Origin of the sequence: Pseudomonas sp. P135, from assembly GCF_020312125.1 — a bacterium.
GTDB classification, from domain to species: domain Bacteria; phylum Pseudomonadota; class Gammaproteobacteria; order Pseudomonadales; family Pseudomonadaceae; genus Aquipseudomonas; species Aquipseudomonas fragariae.
Window position 1 is genome coordinate 16633 of record NZ_JAGPYR010000031.1, and the last position, 18536, is coordinate 35168.

At 59.8% G+C, this 18536-nt stretch carries 20 protein-coding genes; 7 read left to right on the forward strand and 13 right to left on the reverse strand.

Annotation, left to right across the window (positions count from 1 at the left end):
• Positions 1 to 16 precede the first annotated feature (16 nt).
• From phoB to KBY08_RS25585, 3 genes are all read right to left on the reverse strand, one after another.
• Positions 17 to 706, reverse strand: coding sequence for a phosphate regulon transcriptional regulator PhoB (gene phoB / locus KBY08_RS25575; protein WP_002555882.1), 690 nt, complete (start codon positions 704 to 706; stop codon positions 17 to 19).
• Between the two features lie 167 nt (positions 707 to 873).
• Complete coding sequence (gene ubiA, locus KBY08_RS25580; protein WP_024660866.1) at positions 874 to 1764, reverse strand: 4-hydroxybenzoate octaprenyltransferase; 891 nt, start codon at positions 1762 to 1764, stop codon at positions 874 to 876.
• On the reverse strand, positions 1764 to 2324 hold the full coding sequence (locus KBY08_RS25585; protein WP_011269385.1) for a chorismate--pyruvate lyase family protein: 561 nt from the start codon (positions 2322 to 2324) through the stop codon (positions 1764 to 1766). The genes ubiA and KBY08_RS25585 overlap by 1 nt, the downstream gene beginning before the upstream one ends.
• Positions 2325 to 2513: 189 nt before the next feature.
• Between KBY08_RS25585 and KBY08_RS25590 the strand changes: the two genes are divergently transcribed.
• The 5 genes from KBY08_RS25590 (at position 2514) to KBY08_RS25610 (ending at position 5595) form a co-directional block, all read left to right on the forward strand.
• Positions 2514 to 2681 carry a rubredoxin gene (locus KBY08_RS25590; RefSeq protein ID WP_003401239.1) on the forward strand — a complete coding sequence of 56 codons (168 nt, stop codon included), beginning with the start codon at positions 2514 to 2516 and terminating at the stop codon, positions 2679 to 2681.
• 63 nt (positions 2682 to 2744) lie between these two features.
• Positions 2745 to 3893, forward strand: a complete 1149-nt coding sequence (locus KBY08_RS25595; protein WP_011269384.1) for an NAD(P)/FAD-dependent oxidoreductase — start codon at positions 2745 to 2747, stop codon at positions 3891 to 3893.
• Between the two features lie 192 nt (positions 3894 to 4085).
• Positions 4086 to 4361, forward strand: coding sequence for an HU family DNA-binding protein (locus tag KBY08_RS25600; RefSeq protein ID WP_011269383.1), 276 nt, complete (start codon positions 4086 to 4088; stop codon positions 4359 to 4361).
• Between the two features lie 247 nt (positions 4362 to 4608).
• On the forward strand, positions 4609 to 5052 hold the full coding sequence (locus KBY08_RS25605; protein ID WP_003401233.1) for a hypothetical protein: 444 nt from the start codon (positions 4609 to 4611) through the stop codon (positions 5050 to 5052).
• A gap of 165 nt (positions 5053 to 5217) precedes the next feature.
• Positions 5218 to 5595, forward strand: coding sequence for a helicase (locus tag KBY08_RS25610; protein ID WP_024639003.1), 378 nt, complete (start codon positions 5218 to 5220; stop codon positions 5593 to 5595).
• Here the strand turns inward: KBY08_RS25610 and KBY08_RS25615 are convergent, their stop codons facing one another.
• The 10 genes from KBY08_RS25615 to KBY08_RS25660 all read right to left on the reverse strand — a co-directional run bounded on the left by KBY08_RS25615 (position 5596) and on the right by KBY08_RS25660 (position 15383).
• Entirely contained in the window at positions 5596 to 7557 is a 1962-nt protein-coding gene (locus KBY08_RS25615) for a DUF4105 domain-containing protein (protein WP_058823319.1), read from the reverse strand.
• On the reverse strand, positions 7554 to 7874 hold the full coding sequence (locus KBY08_RS25620) for a DUF2388 domain-containing protein (protein ID WP_003316115.1): 321 nt from the start codon (positions 7872 to 7874) through the stop codon (positions 7554 to 7556). The genes KBY08_RS25615 and KBY08_RS25620 overlap by 4 nt, the downstream gene beginning before the upstream one ends.
• Positions 7875 to 7912: 38 nt before the next feature.
• Positions 7913 to 8218, reverse strand: coding sequence for a DUF2388 domain-containing protein (locus KBY08_RS25625; RefSeq protein WP_003401226.1), 306 nt, complete (start codon positions 8216 to 8218; stop codon positions 7913 to 7915).
• Between the two features lie 86 nt (positions 8219 to 8304).
• The gene (locus KBY08_RS25630; protein WP_003340363.1) at positions 8305 to 8622 is read right to left on the reverse strand and encodes a DUF2388 domain-containing protein; all 318 of its coding nucleotides are present in this window, start codon (positions 8620 to 8622) and stop codon (positions 8305 to 8307) included.
• Between the two features lie 311 nt (positions 8623 to 8933).
• Positions 8934 to 9149: a DUF1127 domain-containing protein gene (locus tag KBY08_RS25635; protein ID WP_002555870.1), complete on the reverse strand. Its 216-nt coding sequence runs from the start codon at positions 9147 to 9149 to the stop codon at positions 8934 to 8936.
• 320 nt (positions 9150 to 9469) lie between these two features.
• Positions 9470 to 10963 (reverse strand): acetyl-CoA hydrolase/transferase family protein, encoded by a 1494-nt coding sequence (locus KBY08_RS25640; RefSeq protein ID WP_003401225.1) that lies wholly within the window; start codon positions 10961 to 10963, stop codon positions 9470 to 9472.
• Between the two features lie 179 nt (positions 10964 to 11142).
• Entirely contained in the window at positions 11143 to 12597 is a 1455-nt protein-coding gene (locus KBY08_RS25645) for an NAD(P)(+) transhydrogenase (Re/Si-specific) subunit beta (RefSeq protein ID WP_024639005.1), read from the reverse strand.
• A complete protein-coding gene (locus KBY08_RS25650) occupies positions 12594 to 12917 on the reverse strand; it encodes an NAD(P) transhydrogenase subunit alpha (protein ID WP_002555867.1) in 324 nt (107 codons plus the stop codon). The genes KBY08_RS25645 and KBY08_RS25650 overlap by 4 nt, the downstream gene beginning before the upstream one ends.
• Before the next feature lie 10 nt (positions 12918 to 12927).
• The gene (locus tag KBY08_RS25655; protein ID WP_057458170.1) at positions 12928 to 14049 is read right to left on the reverse strand and encodes a Re/Si-specific NAD(P)(+) transhydrogenase subunit alpha; all 1122 of its coding nucleotides are present in this window, start codon (positions 14047 to 14049) and stop codon (positions 12928 to 12930) included.
• Between the two features lie 419 nt (positions 14050 to 14468).
• Complete coding sequence (locus KBY08_RS25660) at positions 14469 to 15383, reverse strand: LysR family transcriptional regulator (protein WP_032654683.1); 915 nt, start codon at positions 15381 to 15383, stop codon at positions 14469 to 14471.
• A gap of 153 nt (positions 15384 to 15536) precedes the next feature.
• Between KBY08_RS25660 and KBY08_RS25665 the strand changes: the two genes are divergently transcribed.
• Positions 15537 to 16718, forward strand: a complete 1182-nt coding sequence (locus KBY08_RS25665) for an acyl-CoA dehydrogenase (protein ID WP_003401217.1) — start codon at positions 15537 to 15539, stop codon at positions 16716 to 16718.
• A gap of 9 nt (positions 16719 to 16727) precedes the next feature.
• Entirely contained in the window at positions 16728 to 17951 is a 1224-nt protein-coding gene (locus KBY08_RS25670; RefSeq protein WP_177410972.1) for a CaiB/BaiF CoA transferase family protein, read from the forward strand.
• Positions 17952 to 18536: the final 585 nt, after the last annotated feature.

Genomic DNA, 18536 nt, shown 5'->3' on the forward strand with positions numbered 1-18536 from the left:
GTCGACGCAGCGGTTGTCAGCTTTTGGTCGAGAAACGATAGCCAGTGCCGCGCACGGTTTGTACCAGATTTTCATACGCATCCCCCAAAGCCTTGCGCAGGCGGCGGATGTGAACATCGACGGTGCGTTCCTCGACGTAGACGTTGCCGCCCCATACCTGATCCAGCAACTGACCGCGCGTGTAGGCGCGCTCCTGGTGGGTCATGAAGAACTGCAGCAGACGGTATTCGGTCGGGCCCATTTCGGCCGGTTTGCCGTCGATGGTGACCCGGTGGCTGATCGGGTCGAGCAGCAGGCCGCCGACTTCGATGGGCGCTTCGCCGTCAGTCGGGCCAGCGCGACGCAGCACAGCCTTGAGGCGTGCCACCAACTCGCGGGGCGAGAAAGGCTTAGTGATGTAATCGTCGGCGCCGACTTCCAGGCCCTGAATCTTGTTGTCCTCCTCACCCTTGGCGGTGAGCATGATGATCGGGATGTCCCCGGTCAGTTCATCACGCTTGAGGCGCCGGGCCAGTTCGATGCCGGACGTGCCAGGCAGCATCCAGTCGAGCAGAATCAGGTCAGGCTTGCGGTCCACAATGATCGCGTGGGCCTGCTGAGAGTTTTCGGCTTCAATACAGTCGTATCCAGCCATTTCCAACGCAACGGCGATCATTTCGCGAATTGGCGCTTCGTCGTCAACGATCAGGATGCTCCTGCCAGCCATGCTCGAACCTCTTGTCATTTAACTGTCTTGGGGCGCATTAGATAACGGAATTATTGCAGTCGTGTGACAGGTCTGAATGAGGCTAGCACGCTGACAGGCTGCGGGGGCCCGCAGGCCCCGCGATCCTGAAGTTATTTAATTCGTGCTCAGGCTGGCGCTGGCTGTTTTCAACGCACCGCGTAGTCGGCGACGATGCCCAGGAATATCGCCAGCCCGGCCCAGTGATTGTGCAGGAAGGCCTTGAAGCAGGCGTCTCGCTCGCGCTCACGGGTGCTCCAGAATTCCCAGGCAAAGCAGCCTGCCGCTGCCAGCAAACCGATGTAGAAACACGTGCCCAGTTCGAAGCGCGCACCGGCCAGCATCAGGCAGCCCAGTGCCAGCCCTTGCAGGGTCAGGATGATGACCCGGTCGGCATCGCCGAACAGGACGGCCGTGGATTTCACGCCGATTTTCAGGTCGTCGTCGCGATCGACCATGGCGTAGTAGGTGTCGTAGCCCACGGTCCACAGCAGGTTGGCGATGTACAGCAGCCAGGCTGCAGCGGGCAGTTCTCCGGTTTCGGCAGTGAAGGCCATCGGCATGCCCCACGAGAACGCAGCCCCCAGTACCACTTGCGGGTAATAGGTGTAGCGCTTCATGAACGGATAGCTGGCCGCCAGGGCGAGACCGCCGAACGACAGCCAGATAGTCGCCGCGTTGGTAAACAGCACCAGCACAAAGCTCAGGCCGACCAGCACCGCAAACAGCACCAGCGCTTCCCGGGGGCTGACTTTGCCGCTGACCAGCGGACGCTGCTCGGTGCGTTTGACGTGGCCATCCACCTTGCGGTCGGCGAAGTCATTGATCACACAGCCTGCCGCGCGCATCAGAAAGACGCCGAGCACAAAAATGCACACGGTCTGCAGCGACGGCGCGCCTTTGCCTGCAATCCAGACCGCCCACAGGGTCGGCCACAGCAGCAGGTAGACGCCGATGGGCTTGTCGATGCGCGTCAGCTGGATGAAGTCCCAGGCGCGCGGGCTCAGACGATTGAGGGATTTGAGGAGGGACAGGTACATCAGACGTGGTCCTTGTCATGAATCGCAGTGCACAGGGCAGGCAGGAAAACTTCGGCGACCAGCACGCTCAAGGCATCGCGATCAAAGCGCGAGCGCCGTGCCCACAGTCCGCGCGCTGCATCGGCAGCCGGCAGCCAGGCCTCGGGGTAATGACACACTTCAAGCGTGCCGCGCACGAACGCCGGGTCGCTGAACAGCAACTCACCCAGCGAGCGAGTGCCCAGCTCGTCCATATCCAGGCCACCATCCTGCAGGGCGCTGCGGGCGGCGACACTGCGCGCGAACACCCAGTTGTTGCCGTTACCACGCAGGTACACCTCGCGCACCCAGCCTTCGCCAGCCTCTGGCAGGCCCAGCGCCAGGCACTCGTCAGGGCGCAAGGGCTGCCAGCCTTCAAACTGCGGAAATACGCTGAAACGACCGTCAGACAAACGGTCCAACCGACGAGTGAGGGAGTCCTGATTGAACAACCAGTCGAGCATTACCGGGTCCGGTGCGTCGATCAATTGCTCGCGCTCAAGCCAGGCAGGGCCAATGAATGCGGGGGATTGCTGGGTCACGGTAAGCCAGTTCCGGCAGCCAACGAGGCCGCGAGCTTAGCATGATTGCCGGTCTCGACCGACGGTCGATAGAGCGTCGGGTTATAGAATCAGACTTGCATCCGCGCCTGCCGATCAGTACAACGCCCCTTCAGAAGACGGCAACCGACCGTCGTACGCTATTGAGCCTGATAAACGAGAGAACCTGACATGAAGAAGTGGCAATGCATCGTCTGCGGCCTGGTCTATAACGAAGCCGATGGCTGGCCGGATGACGGAATTGCGCCCGGCACCCTCTGGCAGGATGTGCCTGAAGACTGGATGTGCCCGGATTGCGGCGTGGGCAAGATGGACTTTGAGATGATCGAAATCGGCTGATTGCTGCCCGCAAACAAGGGCTGGCAACAACGAGCACCAGGCACAGTGAAATAGGGAAGAACAATGAGCGCACCTGTCGTCATCATCGGCACCGGCCTTGCGGGGTATAACCTCGCCCGAGAGTTTCGCAAGCTGGACGTGGACACGCCGCTGCTATTGATCACGGCCGACGATGGCCGTTCCTACTCCAAGCCGATGCTCTCTACCGGCTTTGGCAAAAACAAGGAGGCTGACGGCCTGAGCATGGCTGAAGCCGGCGCCATGGCCGATCAGCTCAAGGCCGAGATTCGTACGCACACGCGCATCAGCGGGATCGATGCCGGCCACAAACGCCTGTGGATCGGCGAAGAGGCGGTGTATTACCGCGATCTGGTGCTGGCCTGGGGCGCCGAAACCATTCGTGTACCGGTGGAAGGCGACGCCGGCGACGCGGTTTTCCCGATCAACGATCTTCAGGATTACGCCCGTTTCCGGGCGGCTGCGGCGGGCAAACGCCGGGTGCTGATTCTCGGCGCAGGGCTCATTGGCTGTGAGTTCGCCAACGACCTGATCCTGGGCGGCTATGAAGTGGATCTGGTGGCGCCGTGCGAACAGGTCATGCCGACCCTGTTGCCCCCTGAGGCTGCGGCTGCTGTGAAGTCCGGCCTTGAAAGCCTGGGTGCACGTTTCCATCTGGGGCCGGTGCTGACCCGTCTGAATCGCAATGGTGATGGCCTGCAAGCGCACTTGTCGGACGGGCAGGTGATGGACTGCGACCTGGTGGTGTCAGCCATCGGCCTGCGTCCTCGCATCGAACTGGCCGCTGCCGCCGGGCTGCAGACCGGGCGCGGCATTCTGGTCGACCGCCTGTTGCAAACCTCCCACGCCAACATCCACGCGCTGGGTGATTGCGCTGAAGTCGATGGCCTGAACCTGCTCTACGTGATGCCGTTGATGAGCTGCGCTCGTGCGTTGGCCCAGACGCTGGCCGGAAACCCGACTTCCGTCAAATACGGGCCCATGCCGATCACCGTGAAGACGCCCGCCTGCCCGCTGGTGGTTTCGCCGCCGCCGCGTGGCAGCGATGGCCACTGGAGCGTCGAAGGGCAGGGCGCTGACATCAAGGCGCTGTGTCACGACGCTGATGGCCATCTGCTGGGCTATGCCCTGACAGGCGCTGCGGTTATGGAAAAACTCGCACTCAACAAGGCGTTACCTGCGTTATTGGCGTGATTTCTCGTCATTTTGTCGGATTGACCCTGTATTTCTGCCAATAAACCGCGTTCATGCACTGGCGCGGGTCAGTTCGGCATGCCATCCTCGGTCTTGTCTGCCGCTACGTAGAGCTGTCGCGGCGCCTTGTTGCCGTTGTTTTACAAAAGCGGCGCGGGACATAAAAACAAAAAACCGTAAAAGAGGCTTCATATGCGCAAACCAGATGTTGCAGCCGCCATCGCTGAAAAGGCGGATCTCACCAAAGAACAATCCAATCGCGTTCTCAATGCCATCCTTGAAGAGATTACTGGCGCACTGAACCGCAAGGACAGTGTCACGCTGGTAGGTTTCGGTACTTTTCTGCAACGCCACCGCGGCGCTCGCACTGGCAAGAACCCACAGACCGGGGAGCCGGTTAAAATCAAGGCAAGCAACACGGTTGCCTTCAAACCGGGGAAAGCCCTGAAAGACAGCGTCAATCCTTGACACCCTGTTGTGCGCCTCGGCGGGAGGCGCGCGACCCACAGGCGGGCACACCAATCGGATTGGGTGCCCGTTTCTTGTTTCTGTCGTATGACGCCGATGATGCCTTTCGCTCCCTGCGAGAATTGTCCTACCCCATTGCGTGTAATTGCCTTCCAAAGCCCCAGCTTTGCCTGACTTCTTCTTGTTGTTGATTCCCTTAGAGTGCCGCCCCTGCTGCACCCCTTCAATTACTCTTGGGAAATCTCGAATGAAAAAGCCATGGAAGTTTGCTGCTGTTGCGGCGCTGATCGCCACGACCAGCGGTTGTGTGAGCTACAACGTCAGCCAGCCAAGCGCACCGCTGGAAGGCACGGTCAAAACCGACCTGAAGGCTGACGTCAAGGTTGGCGGCACCATCAGCGGCGAGTCGTCCACCAACGTGCTGTTCAATTTCCTGAGCTTCGGCGGCGATAATCAGTTCGCCGATGGCGTGACCTACGGTGGCGCAAGTGGCGGTGGCGGCCTGGGTCTGGCGTTGCCTGATCCTGTGTCAACGACCAAAGCGGCAGCCGCCTTCAAAGCGGTCAAATCCTCCGGCGCCGATCTGATCGTCGCGCCGCGCTACGAAGTCAGCGTCAAGGACTACTTCATCTTCAAGAAGGTCGATGTAAAGGTCACGGGTAACAAAGGCAGCATCAACAGCATTCGTTGATGTCAGTGTGATGCTGCTTCCCACGCGGAGCAGCATCCTCGCGCTCAACGGCCGTTTAGTGCCGATCTCCTTCGATATCCATTTTGTCCTACAGGTTTTGCGCCGATAACCCGCTACACTGCCACGCCGATCCCGAATCGGAACCCGCGTGTTCAGAGGCCGTGTATGAAATTTCGTTTTCTGTTGTGGATGCTGGGCCTGCTGATGGCTCGCGCCAGTCGTAACAACCCTGCGTTTCAGCAGCAATTGGCTGGCAAGGACCTGACCTTTCAGTTGCAGACCGCAGATGGCAAGGTTGCACGTCACTTCGTGGTCCACGATCAGCGGATCCGCAGTGCAAGCGGCACGGTTGCAGAGCCGGCCTTTGCCATCGTGTTTCGTGATGCAGCCTTCGGCTTTGATACCCTGCAGGCGAAGAACAAGCAGCTGGCGTTCATGAAGGGCATTCAGGACAAGGATATTCAGATCAAGGGCAACCCGGCCCTGGTGATCTGGTTCCAGGGCCTGGTCAAATACCTCAAACCGAGAAAGAAAGCCGCCTGATCACGGCAGCTGCAGCCCGCCTGCAGCCTTGTGCAACGCCCTGAGGTGCTCGGACACCTGTTTGAGGTTGGCTTCGTTGGCGGCAATCTCTTTGGCGCGCTCAGGCTCCAGCAGGGCTCGCACTTCCTTGTCGAGATCGCCGGTCAGGCGCTTGAGCTGCTTCTGGCGCTGACTGCTTTCTGCCTCAAGACGCTGCCATTCACCCGCCTGTGGCAAACCGTACCCGTCGCTGCCCAGCAGCTCGGCAGGCCGGCTGAGGAACCCGCTGCTGGCGAGGATCTCCTGCAGCGTTTTGGTCGCGTTGGAGACTTTGCCGTCCTTCAATTCCCGCGCACCCAGGTAGCTCTGTTTCACTTCGTCCTGGGCCAACAACAGTTGCCTGCGCAGGCTGGCCTGCTCGAGCAGCAGAATCGCAGCGCTGGTACGCAGATCGGCTTTAGCGAACCACTGGCTGCGCTCACTGGCTGGCAGGGCCATCCAGTCTTCCACGGTGTTCTGTTTGATCGGCAGGTGCTTCTTCAGCACTTCGAACATCGCCTGATAGCGGTCGCGATAGGAGTCGAACCGATAGCCCAGACGCAGCGCCTCCTTGGGATCGTCCAGTACGCTGGTGTCAGCCAGCCCACGGCCTTCGAGGACTTCAAGCAAACCGTTGGGCAAAATGCTGTCCAGGCCGACGAGCTTGGGGTTGTGCGTACCGGCGCGCAGCAGTTTGAGGTTTTCAACGGCGCAGTTGTTCGAAAGGAAGTAGTAGTTGCCGTCGTAGCTCCAGTGCATCTCGGCAGCGTGCTGCACCAGCCCTTCTATTTCCGGACGCGACAGCTTGATCGGTACCGACGCCAGGCTGCGCAGTTCGGTCTTGGTGTATTCATCGATGACCTGCGCCAGTGGCAGGACGAACAGGCGCGACGGGTAGGCCCCCATCAGGCCGTCCCAGCTGGACAGCTGCACGTCGCCGACAAACGCCCGGTAAGACAGCACCAGATGCTGATCGAGGTCCAGTCGGCAATCCGGGCCGCGCGGGCGACCGGGTTTGCAGATCACCAGGCGCAACATGCTGTGGCCCCAGCGGCTTGCCCAGTTCTGGTTCGCCTCGGCCAACAGATAATCCACCGCATAGACCCGTTCCGGGTCCAGCTTGCCCAGTGGCTCCCGGCCGAAGTCGCTGCCGGCATTCAGGTAGGGGTAAAACTTTGGGCATTCGTTACGGGCTGCAGGTGCCCAGCCGAAACGCTCCTTGTAATACGCATACAGGGCAGGGCGACGACAGGCGTAGGCCGGATCAAGGAGGAAGTACTCCATGTTCACCGCCACGAATTCCAGCGGGCTGGTGGTTTCGTAGATGTCCGGGCTGCGGGCAACCTGGCCGTTATGTTCCTCGCGGTCGCCACGACGTCCGACATATTGCTGCCAGCCCGCCAGGTCCAGCAGGCGTGGATCGTCACTCAGGGTGAAACGTCGCTCGGTCTGGCCGCGGCAGTTGTCAGGCAGGCCGACCTTGCCCAGCGAACTGCTGCGTGATGTGCAGCGAAAAATCGCCGCTCGCTCGCTGGGCGACCACAGGCGGGCGCGGTCGTAGACGTGGGTCAGCTCATGCAGGACAGTGGCGAGCAACTCACGACGCACCGTGCCGTGTGGTCGGCCCGTCTGGGCGGTGGCGGCCGAGCCGTCCGTCAATGACGCCAGCAGGTGGCTGTTGAGGTACAGCTGATAGGGACCGGCGGCCTGGCCGTAGGCATTCTGCGGCATTTCAGCGGACCAGCTCACCTCGACGGTGCGGTCCAGTGCTTCGACGAAGCTGGGCGGTAACGCATGCAGGGCTTCGTCGAGCAGCGCCTGGCTGGCTTGCTGTTGAGGTGCATCGAGGCCGTCGGTGTGCAGTTCCAGCTTCAGGCTGGCAAAGGCATGCGTACCGACCAGCGACAGCGCGCCAGCGAGCAGCCAGGCGCGAAGCCGCCTCACAATGCGAGGATTGCTTCAGCCAGGGTCTGATCGCTTGCACCGCGCGCTTCCGGCACGCGGGTACGCAGCGTGTCGAACGCAGCATCCAGTTGGGCACCGTGGATATCACCGCCGGTGGCCACGTAGCTGGCAGCATCGTCCTTGGCCTGGAGAACGACCTTGGAATCGCGGATCGATGTGGTGGTGTCGGAAGTGAAATCGATGGTACGGCCGAACGCACGAACGATGATGTTGCTCGTGGCCACAACAGTCTGGGCCTGGGCAAAATCGGCCAGCAAGAGCAGGCCAAGGGAAGCAGCAATCAGCGGGGTACGCATGTAGTGACGTCTCCAGTTACGCGAAGAGGGGAAAGTGGCTATTGGACGAGGATTGCCTGCGCCAGTTCAAGGTCGCTGGCATGAAGTTTTGCATCTGCCTGACGCAGGGCGTGCAGCGCTGACTCAAGCCGGGCACCGCGCATTTCTCCGCCGCTGGCGATGAATGCAGCCGCATCGTCACGGGCAGCCATGATCAGTTTGTTATCGAACGGTCCTGTCGAAACCTGACTGGTGGCGTAGCCGGTCTTGACCAGGCCTTGCGTGGTCGTATCGAACGCTTGAACCTGACTGACGTACATCAGGCTGGCAAAGGGAGCGATATACAGAAGGTGCACTAAACGCATGACTTTCACGAACCGGCAAAACAGCCTCCAAGGCTAGCGCAATGCGCGGGCCAGAGCTACCCCGGCACATGGCCGGGGCGCAGCGGTCAGATGGCCAGGATGGCTTGAGCCAATTGGCTGTCGCTGGCTTGCAGTTCAGGCAGGACCTGGCGGATATGCTGCAGCGCGCCTTCGAGTCGAGCACTGCGGATGTCGCCGGAGCTGGCCACGAAGCTGGCGGCGTCGTCACGGGCGGCAAGAACGATCTTGTCGTCTTTCAGGGAAGAAGAAACGTTGGAGGTCGCGCGCGTCGCTGCATTGACGGCATCGACCACTGCGTCGGTGGTGACAATGAAGCTGGAGGCGTTTGCACCGGCTGCGGCGGTCAACAGAAAGACAGCGCCAAGGTTACGTAGCAGAGACATGATCGAGTTCCGTTGTGGACAAGTGGGCACAGACTGCCTGCGAAGCCGAAGGGCTGAGGTAGAGCGCTAGACTATCCCACCGATACCGCAGTTGTCATGACGGTCGATGGCTTCGGCTTACACAGTTTGCAATATTTGGTAACTGTACCTGCAGTTTTAAGCTTCTTAAAAACTGTACCTGTCTAGCCAGAACTCCTTAATCTGCCCCCTGAAACGACAAAACCCGCCTCAGTTGCCTGAGACGGGTCTTGTATGAAGCAATTCGGGGTGCTGGCAGGAGACCTAAAGGTCAAGGACCAGCGGGCGCATGTTTAGCGCCAGAACGGCTTGCTCAGCTCTTCGTAACGCTGGGATTCGCTGATACCGGCGTCAGCCAGCAGGCGTGCATCCAGACGGGCCAGCTGGTGGCGGCTGGACAGGCGACGCTGCCAGAGCATCAGGTTGGCGAATACGCGCAGAGGCAGAGAGGCTTTTGCGGTGGTAACGGTGCTTTCGCTGAACAGATCGGAACTGATTGTACGTTCCATGGTGTGACTTCCTTCCGCTTGTGGCGGGATAAGTGAGTTGCTTGACTGGTGCCCATTTTCCTCGTGCGCGTCCAGCTTCCATAGACACAGTTCACCTGTATTGTGAGGGTTCAGTTAACTGTGATCGGGCACTGTTTTGTTCATAAATGGGGCAACTGTACCGGTCTGCACTTTATGGGTGCGTTTTGTGGTCGATTGTGGTGATTTTGACCGTTCAAGGCAGTTTTATGACCGGTACAGCAGTACAGTTTTTTCATAAGCCCTTGGGTGCCAGCTGAAAGTGAATCAGAAAAGCGCTTGCTCACTTCCAACTGTCCTGTTCAGGCTGGCAACATGCGCCCGGTTTCTTCCAGGTTGATGTGCCAACTCAGTGCTTCGCGCAGGATGTGCGGGGTGTGCCCGCCCACAGCGCAAGCAGCACTGAAATAGGCGTTCAGCGCGTCGCGATAATCCGGATGCACGCAGTTGTCGATGATCACCCTGGCGCGCTCGCGAGGCGCCAGGCCGCGCAGATCCGCCAGGCCCTGCTCGGTGACCAGGATGTCGACGTCGTGTTCGGTGTGGTCGACATGGCTGACCATGGGCACGACGCTGGATATCGCGCCACCTTTGGCGATCGATTTGGTGACGAAGATCGCCAGGTGCGCGTTGCGCGAGAAGTCTCCGGAACCGCCGATGCCGTTCATCATGCGTGTCCCGCAGATGTGGGTGGAGTTCACATTGCCGTACAGGTCGAACTCCAGCGCGGTATTGATCCCGATGATGCCCAGACGGCGGATCACCTCGGGGTGGTTGGAGATTTCCTGGGGGCGCAACACCAGCCTGGACTTGTAACGATTGAAGTCGGCAAAGACCTCGGCGTGCTTGGCCGCCGACAAGGTCATGGAGCTGCCCGAGGCGAAAGTCAGTTTGCCTGCATCGAACAGGTCGAAGGTCGAGTCCTGCAGCACCTCGGAGTACATCGTCAGGTCCGTGAAGGGCGACGCCAGCAGGCCGTGCATCACGGCGTTGGCAATGTTGCCGATCCCGGCCTGCAGTGGCATCAGCTTGTCGGTCAGCCGGTCTTCGCGCACTTCTTTCTTGAAGAACTCCACCAGATGATTGGCGATGGCCTGCGTGTCCGCATCAGGTGGTGTGACCGTGGAGGGCGAGTCAGGCTGGTTGCTGATGACAATGCCGACTATTTTTGCCGGGTCGATCTTCACCGCGTGGCTGCCGATACGCGAATCGGCCTCCAGGACCGGAATCGGCAGGCGTGTCGGTCTGTAGCTGGGTATATAGATGTCGTGCAGGCCTTCCAGCTCAAGTGGCTGGGACAGGTTGATTTCCACGATGACCTGTTTGGCCAGAATGGCGAAGCTGGCCGAGTTGCCCACGGAGGTACTCAGCACCAGATGACCCTCTTCGGTGATCGCCACGCATTCGATCACGGCCAGGTCCACAGCCTTGATCTGCCGATTGCGCAGCAGCTCGACGGTGTCGGACAAATGCTGATCAATGAACATCACCGTGCCGTTGTTGATCGCCTTGCGCAGCGTGCTGTCGACCTGAAAGGGCATGCGCCGGGACAGCACGCCGGACTCGGTCAGTTGCTTGTCCAGGTCATTGCCCAGACTGGCGCCGGTCATCAGACTGATTTTCAGCGGCGTCACTTTGGCGCGCTCGGCCAGCGCGTGGGGTACGGCCTTGGCTTCGCCTGCACGGGTGAAGCCACTCATGCCGACGGTCATGCCGTCTTCAATCAAGGCGGCAGCGTCGGCTGCGCTCATAACCTTGCTCATCAGGGAGGGCCGGCGGATACGGTCACGGTACATGGGTCTGTCTCGTAGATAGAAGCGAACGACAAGTCTAGAGCCTTGGACGGGCTTCGTCCTGCTACCAAGGTCGCATTTGAGCGCTCTGATTGGCGGGTTCCAGCGCAAAACACTGTTACGCGGAATGTAAAAAGCCCCGGTCGCCAAGCGAGCCGGGGCTTCAATGGAGCGCTGTGAGGCTAGGCGTTTTCGACGGCCTTCACCATGTCCTCGATCACCTTTTTGGCGTCTCCGAACACCATCATGGTTTTATCCAGATAGAACAATTCGTTATCCAGACCTGCGTAACCACTGGCCATCGAGCGTTTGTTGACGATGATGGTCTTGGCCTTGAACGCCTCCAGGATGGGCATCCCGGCGATAGGGGATTTCGGATCGTTCTTGGCGGCCGGGTTGACCACGTCGTTGGCGCCGAGCACCAGCACCACATCGGCCTGACCGAATTCGGAGTTGATGTCGTCCATCTCGAAGACTTGGTCGTAAGGCACTTCGGCTTCGGCCAGCAGCACGTTCATGTGCCCGGGCATGCGTCCGGCCACCGGGTGAATGGCGTACTTCACGGTGACGCCGCGGTGGACGAGCTTCTCGGTCAGTTCCTTGAGCGCATGCTGGGCACGAGCCACTGCCAGGCCGTAGCCGGGCACGATGATCACGGTATCGGCATTGGTCAGCAAGAAGGTTGCGTCGTCTGCCGAACCTGACTTCACCGGGCGCGCTTCCTTGGCACCCGCCGGGCCTGCCGAGTCCGTTGCGCCGCCGAAGCCACCGCCGATCACGTTGAAGAACGAGCGGTTCATCGCCTTGCACATGATGTAGGAAAGGATCGCGCCCGAGGAGCCTACCAGTGAGCCCGCAATGATCAGCATCGAGTTGTTCAGCGAAAAGCCGATGCCGGCTGCTGCCCAGCCTGAATAGCTGTTGAGCATCGAGACCACCACCGGCATGTCGGCCCCGCCAATCGGGATGATCAGCAGCACACCGATGACGAAGGCCAGCGCCAGCATGATCGCAAAGGCAGTGAGGCTGCCGGTGAACATGAAGGTCAGGCCGAAGAACAGCGTGGCAAGACCCAGGACCAGATTGAGCGTGTGCTGGCCGGCAAACTGTACCGGTGCGCCTTGAAAGAGGCGAAATTTGTATTTGCCCGAGAGTTTGCCGAAAGCGATGACCGAACCCGAGAAGGTAATCGCACCGATGGCTGCACCCAGGAACAGCTCCAGACGGTTGCCGGCCGGAATCGCATCGCCCAGATTGCGAACGATACCCAGCGATTGAGGCTCGACCACGGCTGCTATAGCGATGAACACCGCTGCCAGGCCAATCATGCTGTGCATGAACGCCACCAGCTCCGGCATTTTGGTCATTTCGACGCGCTTGGCCATGATCGAGCCAGCGGTTCCGCCCACCAGCAGGCCGACTACGATGTAGCCGATGCCCGCGCTGGTCCCTTCAGCGCTAGACAGTGCCGCGAGCTTGAACACCAGGCCGATTGTGGTGATGACCGCCAGACCCATGCCGAGCATGCCGAACAGGTTGCCACGGCGCGAGGTGGTCGGGTGCGACAAGCCTTTGAGTGCCTGGATGAAGCAGATCGATGCGATCAGGTACAGCAGGGTAACCAGATTCATGCTCATGACTTGGGCGCCTCATCCTTTGCCTTGGGGGCCTTTTTCCTGAACATCTCCAGCATCCGCCGAGTGACGAGAAACCCGCCAAACACATTCACGGCCGCCAGTGCGACCGCCAGCGTGCCCATGGTCTTGCCCAGCGGGGTGACCGTGAGCGCGGCGGCGAGCATGGCGCCGACGATGACGATGGCGGAGATGGCATTGGTGACCGCCATGAGTGGCGTGTGCAGCGCAGGCGTGACATTCCAGACCACGTGGTAGCCGACATAAATCGCCAGTACGAAAATGATCAGGTTGTAGACGCCGGGGGAAATCAGCTCTTCCATTGGTGTGTCCTCAGCCGTTCTTGCGGACAACTTGCCCGTCGCGGCACATCAGGCATGCGGCGACGATGTCGTCTTCGAGGTTGATCGAGAATGTGCCGTCCTTGTCGAACAGCAGCTTCATGAAGTCCAGCAGGTTGCGGGCGTAGAGCGCCGATGCATCGGCTGCGACCAGAGCGGGCAGGTTGGTGTGGCCGACGATGGTCACGCCGTGCTCGACAACCACTTGATCGGCAACGGTCAGCGGGCAGTTGCCGCCCTGTGCAGCGGCCAGGTCGATCACCACCGAGCCTGGTTTCATCTGCGCCACTGTTTCTGCGCCGAGCAGCACCGGTGCCTTGCGGCCGGGAATGAGTGCGGTCGTGATGACGATGTCCGACAGTTTCGCGCGCTCATGCACAGCGGCGGCCTGGCGCTGCATCCAGCTGGCCGGCATGGGCCGCGCGTAGCCGCCAACGCCTTCGGCGCATTCGCGCTCTTCGTCGGTCTCGTAGGGCACATCGATGAATTTCGCGCCCAGCGACTCGATCTGTTCCTTTACTGCCGGACGCACATCCGAGGCTTCTACCACGGCGCCCAGCCTTTTGGCGGTGGCAATGGCCTGCAGACCGGCAACGCCTGCGCCCAGGATCAGCACCCGGGCAGCTTTGACGGTGCCGGCAGCGGTCATCAGCATGGGCATGAAGCGCGGGTAATGATGTGCGGCGAGCAGTACTGCCTTGTAGCCCGCGATGTTGGCTTGTGAAGACAGCACATCAAGGCTTTGCGCGCGCGATGTGCGCGGCGCGGCTTCCAGGGCGAACGCGGTAATGCCGCGTGCAGCCATCTTGCCGATCAGTTCGTTGTTGAAGGGGTTGAGCATGCCGACGACCACCGAGCCACTTTTGATCAGGCTCAGCGCCTCATCGTCAGGTGCGACGACCTTGAGAATCAGTTCGGCCGCATAGGTCTCGTTGCTGTCACCGATCACTGCGCCAGCAGCCTCGTAAGCGCTGTCCGGAACGCTGGCATGAAGGCCCGCGCCGCTTTGCACCGTAACCCTGTGACCCTGGCTGATCAGTTTTTTGATGGTTTCCGGGGTAGCAGCTACCCGGGTTTCGCCCGCTTGTGTTTCGAGAGGAACACCAATGTGCACGACAAATCTCCTGCGCGATTTTTTATCGTTCGTATGTAGGCCAGTGCACTACGGCTGGTGCGTCTGGCTTGGCCAATCAGCACACCCCTGTGCAGCAGGGGCGGGGCATTTTGCAGGCGAAGTTTGCGGGCTTCAATACATTCTGTAACGAAACTATAGATGAACTACAAGTCACACTGTGACCTATTGTCGCACTGATCTGACGAGGACCTTTATTTGTAAGGCTTGTGGCGCTATTCCTTACAAAAAACAGGTGATAGAAGTTTTCTGGCGGAAAACCGGGAAAAGCAGCGAATAGCACTAAAGTCCCTATAAACAAAGGGGGATGCCGGATTTTTGTGAACAGTGGGAAGTTTCTTCATTGCGACATAAGGTTATATCTGTAGGCGACTTTCGCTATGGACTACCTTTGAACGGCTTCAGGCTTGTTCCTGGGGCAGCCGGTAGCGCTGGGCCTGTTCGATCAGCCAGTCACGAAATGCAGTCAGCGAGGCCGATTCCACTTTGCGCTCGGGAATCATCAGGTAATAGGCCTTACTGCTACTGCCGGGCAGTGCGCGGGTGTTTGCGATCACCAGGCGCCTTTCCTGCAGTTCACGCTGAATGAGGAAGGGCGGAATCAGGGCGATGCCCATGTCGTGCATGGCCGCCTGCGCCAGCATGGAGAACAGCTCGTAGCGCGGACCGGTCATGTCACGCGCTACATCCAGATCCTGTGCGTTGAACCATTGCCGCCAGGCGTAGGGCCGGGTGGTCTGTTGCAGCAGCGGCAATTCGGCCAGTTCGCGTGCTTCCAGGCTGTCGCGACCTTCAAGAAAGGAGGGGCTGCAGACCGGCATGGAGTTTTCACCCATCAGCCGATGCGACTGGGTGCCGGACCAGTCGGCATCGCCAAAGTAGATCGCGGCATCGAAGTCGGTGTCGGCAAACAGGAACGGGCGGGTGCGGTTGGTCAGGTGGACCGTGACGTCGGGGTGCTTGTGCTGGAAGTCCTTCAGGCGCGGCAGCAGCCACTGAGTTCCGAAGGTCGGCACCACGGCGAGCTCGATGGCGTTGGCACCTTGCTGGCCCATGACCGACAGTGTGTCACGCTCGACCGCGTCCAGTTGCTGGGACACACGACGACTATAGGACAGCCCCGCTTCCGTGAGCTTTACGCCCCTGCGCGAACGCCGGAACAGCTCAACGCCGAGAAACTCCTCCAGTCCGCCGATTTGCCGACACACAGCGCCTTGCGTGAGGGACAGCTCATTGGCGGCCTTGGTGAAGCTCTCGTGGCGGGCGGCTGCCTCGAAACTGACCAGTGCAGTGGTGCTGGGTATCTTGCGTCTCATGTACTTTCTTCTCACTGATATTTTTGTTTTAGAGCGAATTTTGGTGTCACGGAGTGAGAAATTAGCACAGGCGCTTGATAAAACCTCGTTTGTCGCTGGCATGGGCCGGGACTAGGATCGCTGCATGATTTCATCTGAATGCGAGGAACTGGCATGAGCGGTAAGGCAAGCTTTAACTGGATTGACCCCTTGTTGCTGGATCAACAGCTCACTGAAGAAGAGCGCATGGTCCGCGACACGGCCGAGCAGTTCGCCCAGAGCAAGCTGGCCCCGCGCGTGCTGGAAGCATTCCGTCACGAGAAAACCGACCCGGCCATCTTTCGCGAGATGGGCGAGGTGGGGCTGCTGGGCGCGACCATCCCGGAAGAGTTTGGTGGCAGCGGTCTGAATTACGTGTGTTATGGGTTGATTGCGCGCGAAGTCGAGCGTATCGACTCGGGCTACCGTTCAATGATGAGTGTGCAGTCCTCGCTGGTCATGGTGCCGATCAACGAGTTCGGTACGCAGGCCCAGAAAGAGAAGTACCTGCCCAAACTGGCTTCGGGCGAATGGATCGGCTGCTTCGGCCTGACCGAGCCTGATCATGGGTCCGATCCTGGAGCGATGATTACCCGTGCCCGGCGTGTCGAGGGTGGTTACCGCTTGAGCGGCAGCAAGATGTGGATCACCAACAGCCCGATCGCCGATGTGTTTGTGGTGTGGGCCAAGGACGATGCCGGCGATATTCGCGGTTTCGTTCTCGAAAAAGGCTGGGCAGGCCTGAGCGCTCCGGCCATTCACGGCAAGGTTGGTTTGCGCGCATCGATCACCGGCGAGATCGTCATGGATAACGTGTTTGTCCCCGAAGAGAACATCTTTCCCGATGTGCGCGGTCTGAAGGGGCCGTTCACCTGCCTCAACTCGGCACGGTACGGCATTTCCTGGGGTGCGCTGGGTGCCGCGGAGTTCTGCTGGCACACCGCGCGACAATACACCCTGGATCGCCAGCAATTCGGGCGTCCGTTGGCGGCCAATCAGCTGATCCAGAAGAAACTGGCAGACATGCAGACCGAAATCACTCTGGCCTTGCAGGGTTGCCTGCGTCTGGGGCGCATGAAGGACGAAGGTACGGCTGCCGTGGAGATCACCTCGATCATGAAGCGCAACTCGTGCGGCAAGTCGCTGGATATCGCGCGCCTGGCGCGCGACATGCTGGGCGGTAATGGCATCTCGGACGAGTTCGGTATCGCCAGGCATCTGGTCAACCTGGAGGTTGTGAATACCTACGAAGGCACGCACGACGTGCATGCGTTGATCCTTGGGCGTGCGCAGACCGGCATTCAGGCTTTCTATTAAGGAGGGCTGATCATGGGGGCGCTTTCGCATATCCGGGTGCTCGACCTGTCGAGAGTCCTGGCCGGGCCATGGGCCGGGCAGATCCTTGCTGACCTCGGCGCTGACGTCATCAAGGTCGAGCGCCCCGGGTGTGGCGATGATACGCGCTCGTGGGGGCCGCCGTTCCTTCAGGATGCTGCGGGGCAGAACACCAGCGAGGCGGCTTATTACCTGTCCGCCAATCGCAACAAGCAGTCAGTGACCATCGACTTCACGCGTCCTGAAGGGCAAAGGCTGGTGCGCGAACTGGCAGCGAAGTCCGACATCGTGATCGAAAACTTCAAGGTCGACGGGCTGGCGGCTTACGGACTGGATTACGAGTCGCTGAGGGCGGTCAACCCGAGGCTGATCTATTGCTCCATTACCGGCTTCGGGCAAAGCGGGCCGTATGCGCGGCGTCCGGGTTACGACTTCATGATCCAGGCGCTTGGCGGCCTGATGAGCCTTACCGGTTTGCCGGAGGGTGAAGAGGGTGCCGGGCCGGTGAAGGTCGGCGTCGCATTGACCGACATCCTGACGGGGCTGTATTCGACGACGGCCATTCTCGCTGCTCTGGCGCATCGTGATCAAAGCGATATCGGCCAGTACATCGATATGGCGCTGCTGGATGTACAAGTAGCCTGTCTGGCCAATCAGGCCATGAACTACCTGACGACGGGGGTAGCGCCCAGGCGCTTGGGAAATGCTCATCCCAACATCGTGCCGTATCAGGACTTCCCCACGGCTGATGGCGATCTGGTCCTTACCGTCGGCAATGACAGTCAGTTCAGGAAGTTTGCCGCTGTGGCGGGGCAGCCGCAGTGGGCGGACGATCCGCGCTTCCTGACCAATACGCTACGAGTGGCTCATCGTGCCGAGCTGATTCCGTTGATTCGCCAGGTAACGGTGTTCAAGACCACTGCCCAGTGGGTCAGTGAGCTGGAGGCCGCCGGTGTGCCTTGCGGGCCGGTCAATGACCTGGCCCAGGTGTTTGCCGATCCGCACGTGGTAGCGCGTGGCCTGGCCATAGAGCTTCCCCATGCGCTGGCCGGGCGTGTTCCGCAGGTCGCCAGCCCGATACGGCTGTCTGAGACGCCAGTCGAATACACAAGGGCGCCGCCATTGCTGGGAGAGCATACGGCGCAAGTGCTGCAGGCGCTGCTGGGGATTGGAGAGGAAGAGATCACTCTGCTGCGCGAGGCAGGGGTGCTGTAGCTATATAGAAATAGAAGAAAGTGTTTGCGACGGGCTCTTCTATATAACCAAGGTGCCTTTAAGGTTAATTTTGGCGATTTTGAAATTAACGGTTGACGCCCTCGCTGAGGTGTCTATAATTCGCCCCACTTCCGGCGCAGACGGAAACGAAAAAGTCTTGTAGATCAATAGTTTGCAAGGGTTTGGAGTGAAGAGTCAGCGAGGAAGGAGGTCGGGTCTGGATTGATCGACAGCGGTGAGAAAAAAGAGTTTGACACGCGGTTGTAACGCTGTAGAATTCGCCTCCCGCTGATGAGCAACTCAAGAGTTGATCGAAGCGCAAGTGGTTGAAGTTGCAAAGGAAACTTTGAAAACTTCTTGAAATAACCGCTTGACAGATACAGGGGACGCTGTAGAATGCGCGCCTCGGTTGAGACGAAAGATCTTAACCCACCGCTCTTTAACAACTGAATCAAGCAATTCGTGTGGGTGCTTGTGGTGTCAGACTGAAGTCAGCAGATTATCAGCAACCCAAGTTACTCCGCGAGAAATCAAAGATGTAACCAACGATTGCTGAGCCAAGTTTAGGGTTTTCTCAAAACCCAG

What these genes read in the sequence shown, in the direction of transcription:
- KBY08_RS25625 (WP_003401226.1), bottom strand. Translation starts at nt 8,218, where the DNA reads ATGCGTTTAGTGCACCTTCTGTATATCGCTCCCTTTGCCAGCCTGATG.
- KBY08_RS25620 (WP_003316115.1), bottom strand. Translation starts at nt 7,874, where the DNA reads ATGCGTACCCCGCTGATTGCTGCTTCCCTTGGCCTGCTCTTGCTGGCC.
- KBY08_RS25645 (WP_024639005.1), bottom strand. Translation starts at nt 12,597, where the DNA reads ATGAGCATGAATCTGGTTACCCTGCTGTACCTGATCGCATCGATCTGC.
- KBY08_RS25595 (WP_011269384.1), top strand. Translation starts at nt 2,745, where the DNA reads ATGAGCGCACCTGTCGTCATCATCGGCACCGGCCTTGCGGGGTATAAC.
- KBY08_RS25640 (WP_003401225.1), bottom strand. Translation starts at nt 10,963, where the DNA reads ATGTACCGTGACCGTATCCGCCGGCCCTCCCTGATGAGCAAGGTTATG.
- KBY08_RS25605 (WP_003401233.1), top strand. Translation starts at nt 4,609, where the DNA reads ATGAAAAAGCCATGGAAGTTTGCTGCTGTTGCGGCGCTGATCGCCACG.
- KBY08_RS25610 (WP_024639003.1), top strand. Translation starts at nt 5,218, where the DNA reads ATGAAATTTCGTTTTCTGTTGTGGATGCTGGGCCTGCTGATGGCTCGC.
- KBY08_RS25630 (WP_003340363.1), bottom strand. Translation starts at nt 8,622, where the DNA reads ATGTCTCTGCTACGTAACCTTGGCGCTGTCTTTCTGTTGACCGCCGCA.
- KBY08_RS25650 (WP_002555867.1), bottom strand. Translation starts at nt 12,917, where the DNA reads ATGGAAGAGCTGATTTCCCCCGGCGTCTACAACCTGATCATTTTCGTA.
- KBY08_RS25660 (WP_032654683.1), bottom strand. Translation starts at nt 15,383, where the DNA reads ATGAGACGCAAGATACCCAGCACCACTGCACTGGTCAGTTTCGAGGCA.
- phoB (WP_002555882.1), bottom strand. Translation starts at nt 706, where the DNA reads ATGGCTGGCAGGAGCATCCTGATCGTTGACGACGAAGCGCCAATTCGC.
- KBY08_RS25665 (WP_003401217.1), top strand. Translation starts at nt 15,537, where the DNA reads ATGAGCGGTAAGGCAAGCTTTAACTGGATTGACCCCTTGTTGCTGGAT.
- KBY08_RS25635 (WP_002555870.1), bottom strand. Translation starts at nt 9,149, where the DNA reads ATGGAACGTACAATCAGTTCCGATCTGTTCAGCGAAAGCACCGTTACC.
- KBY08_RS25600 (WP_011269383.1), top strand. Translation starts at nt 4,086, where the DNA reads ATGCGCAAACCAGATGTTGCAGCCGCCATCGCTGAAAAGGCGGATCTC.
- ubiA (WP_024660866.1), bottom strand. Translation starts at nt 1,764, where the DNA reads ATGTACCTGTCCCTCCTCAAATCCCTCAATCGTCTGAGCCCGCGCGCC.
- KBY08_RS25590 (WP_003401239.1), top strand. Translation starts at nt 2,514, where the DNA reads ATGAAGAAGTGGCAATGCATCGTCTGCGGCCTGGTCTATAACGAAGCC.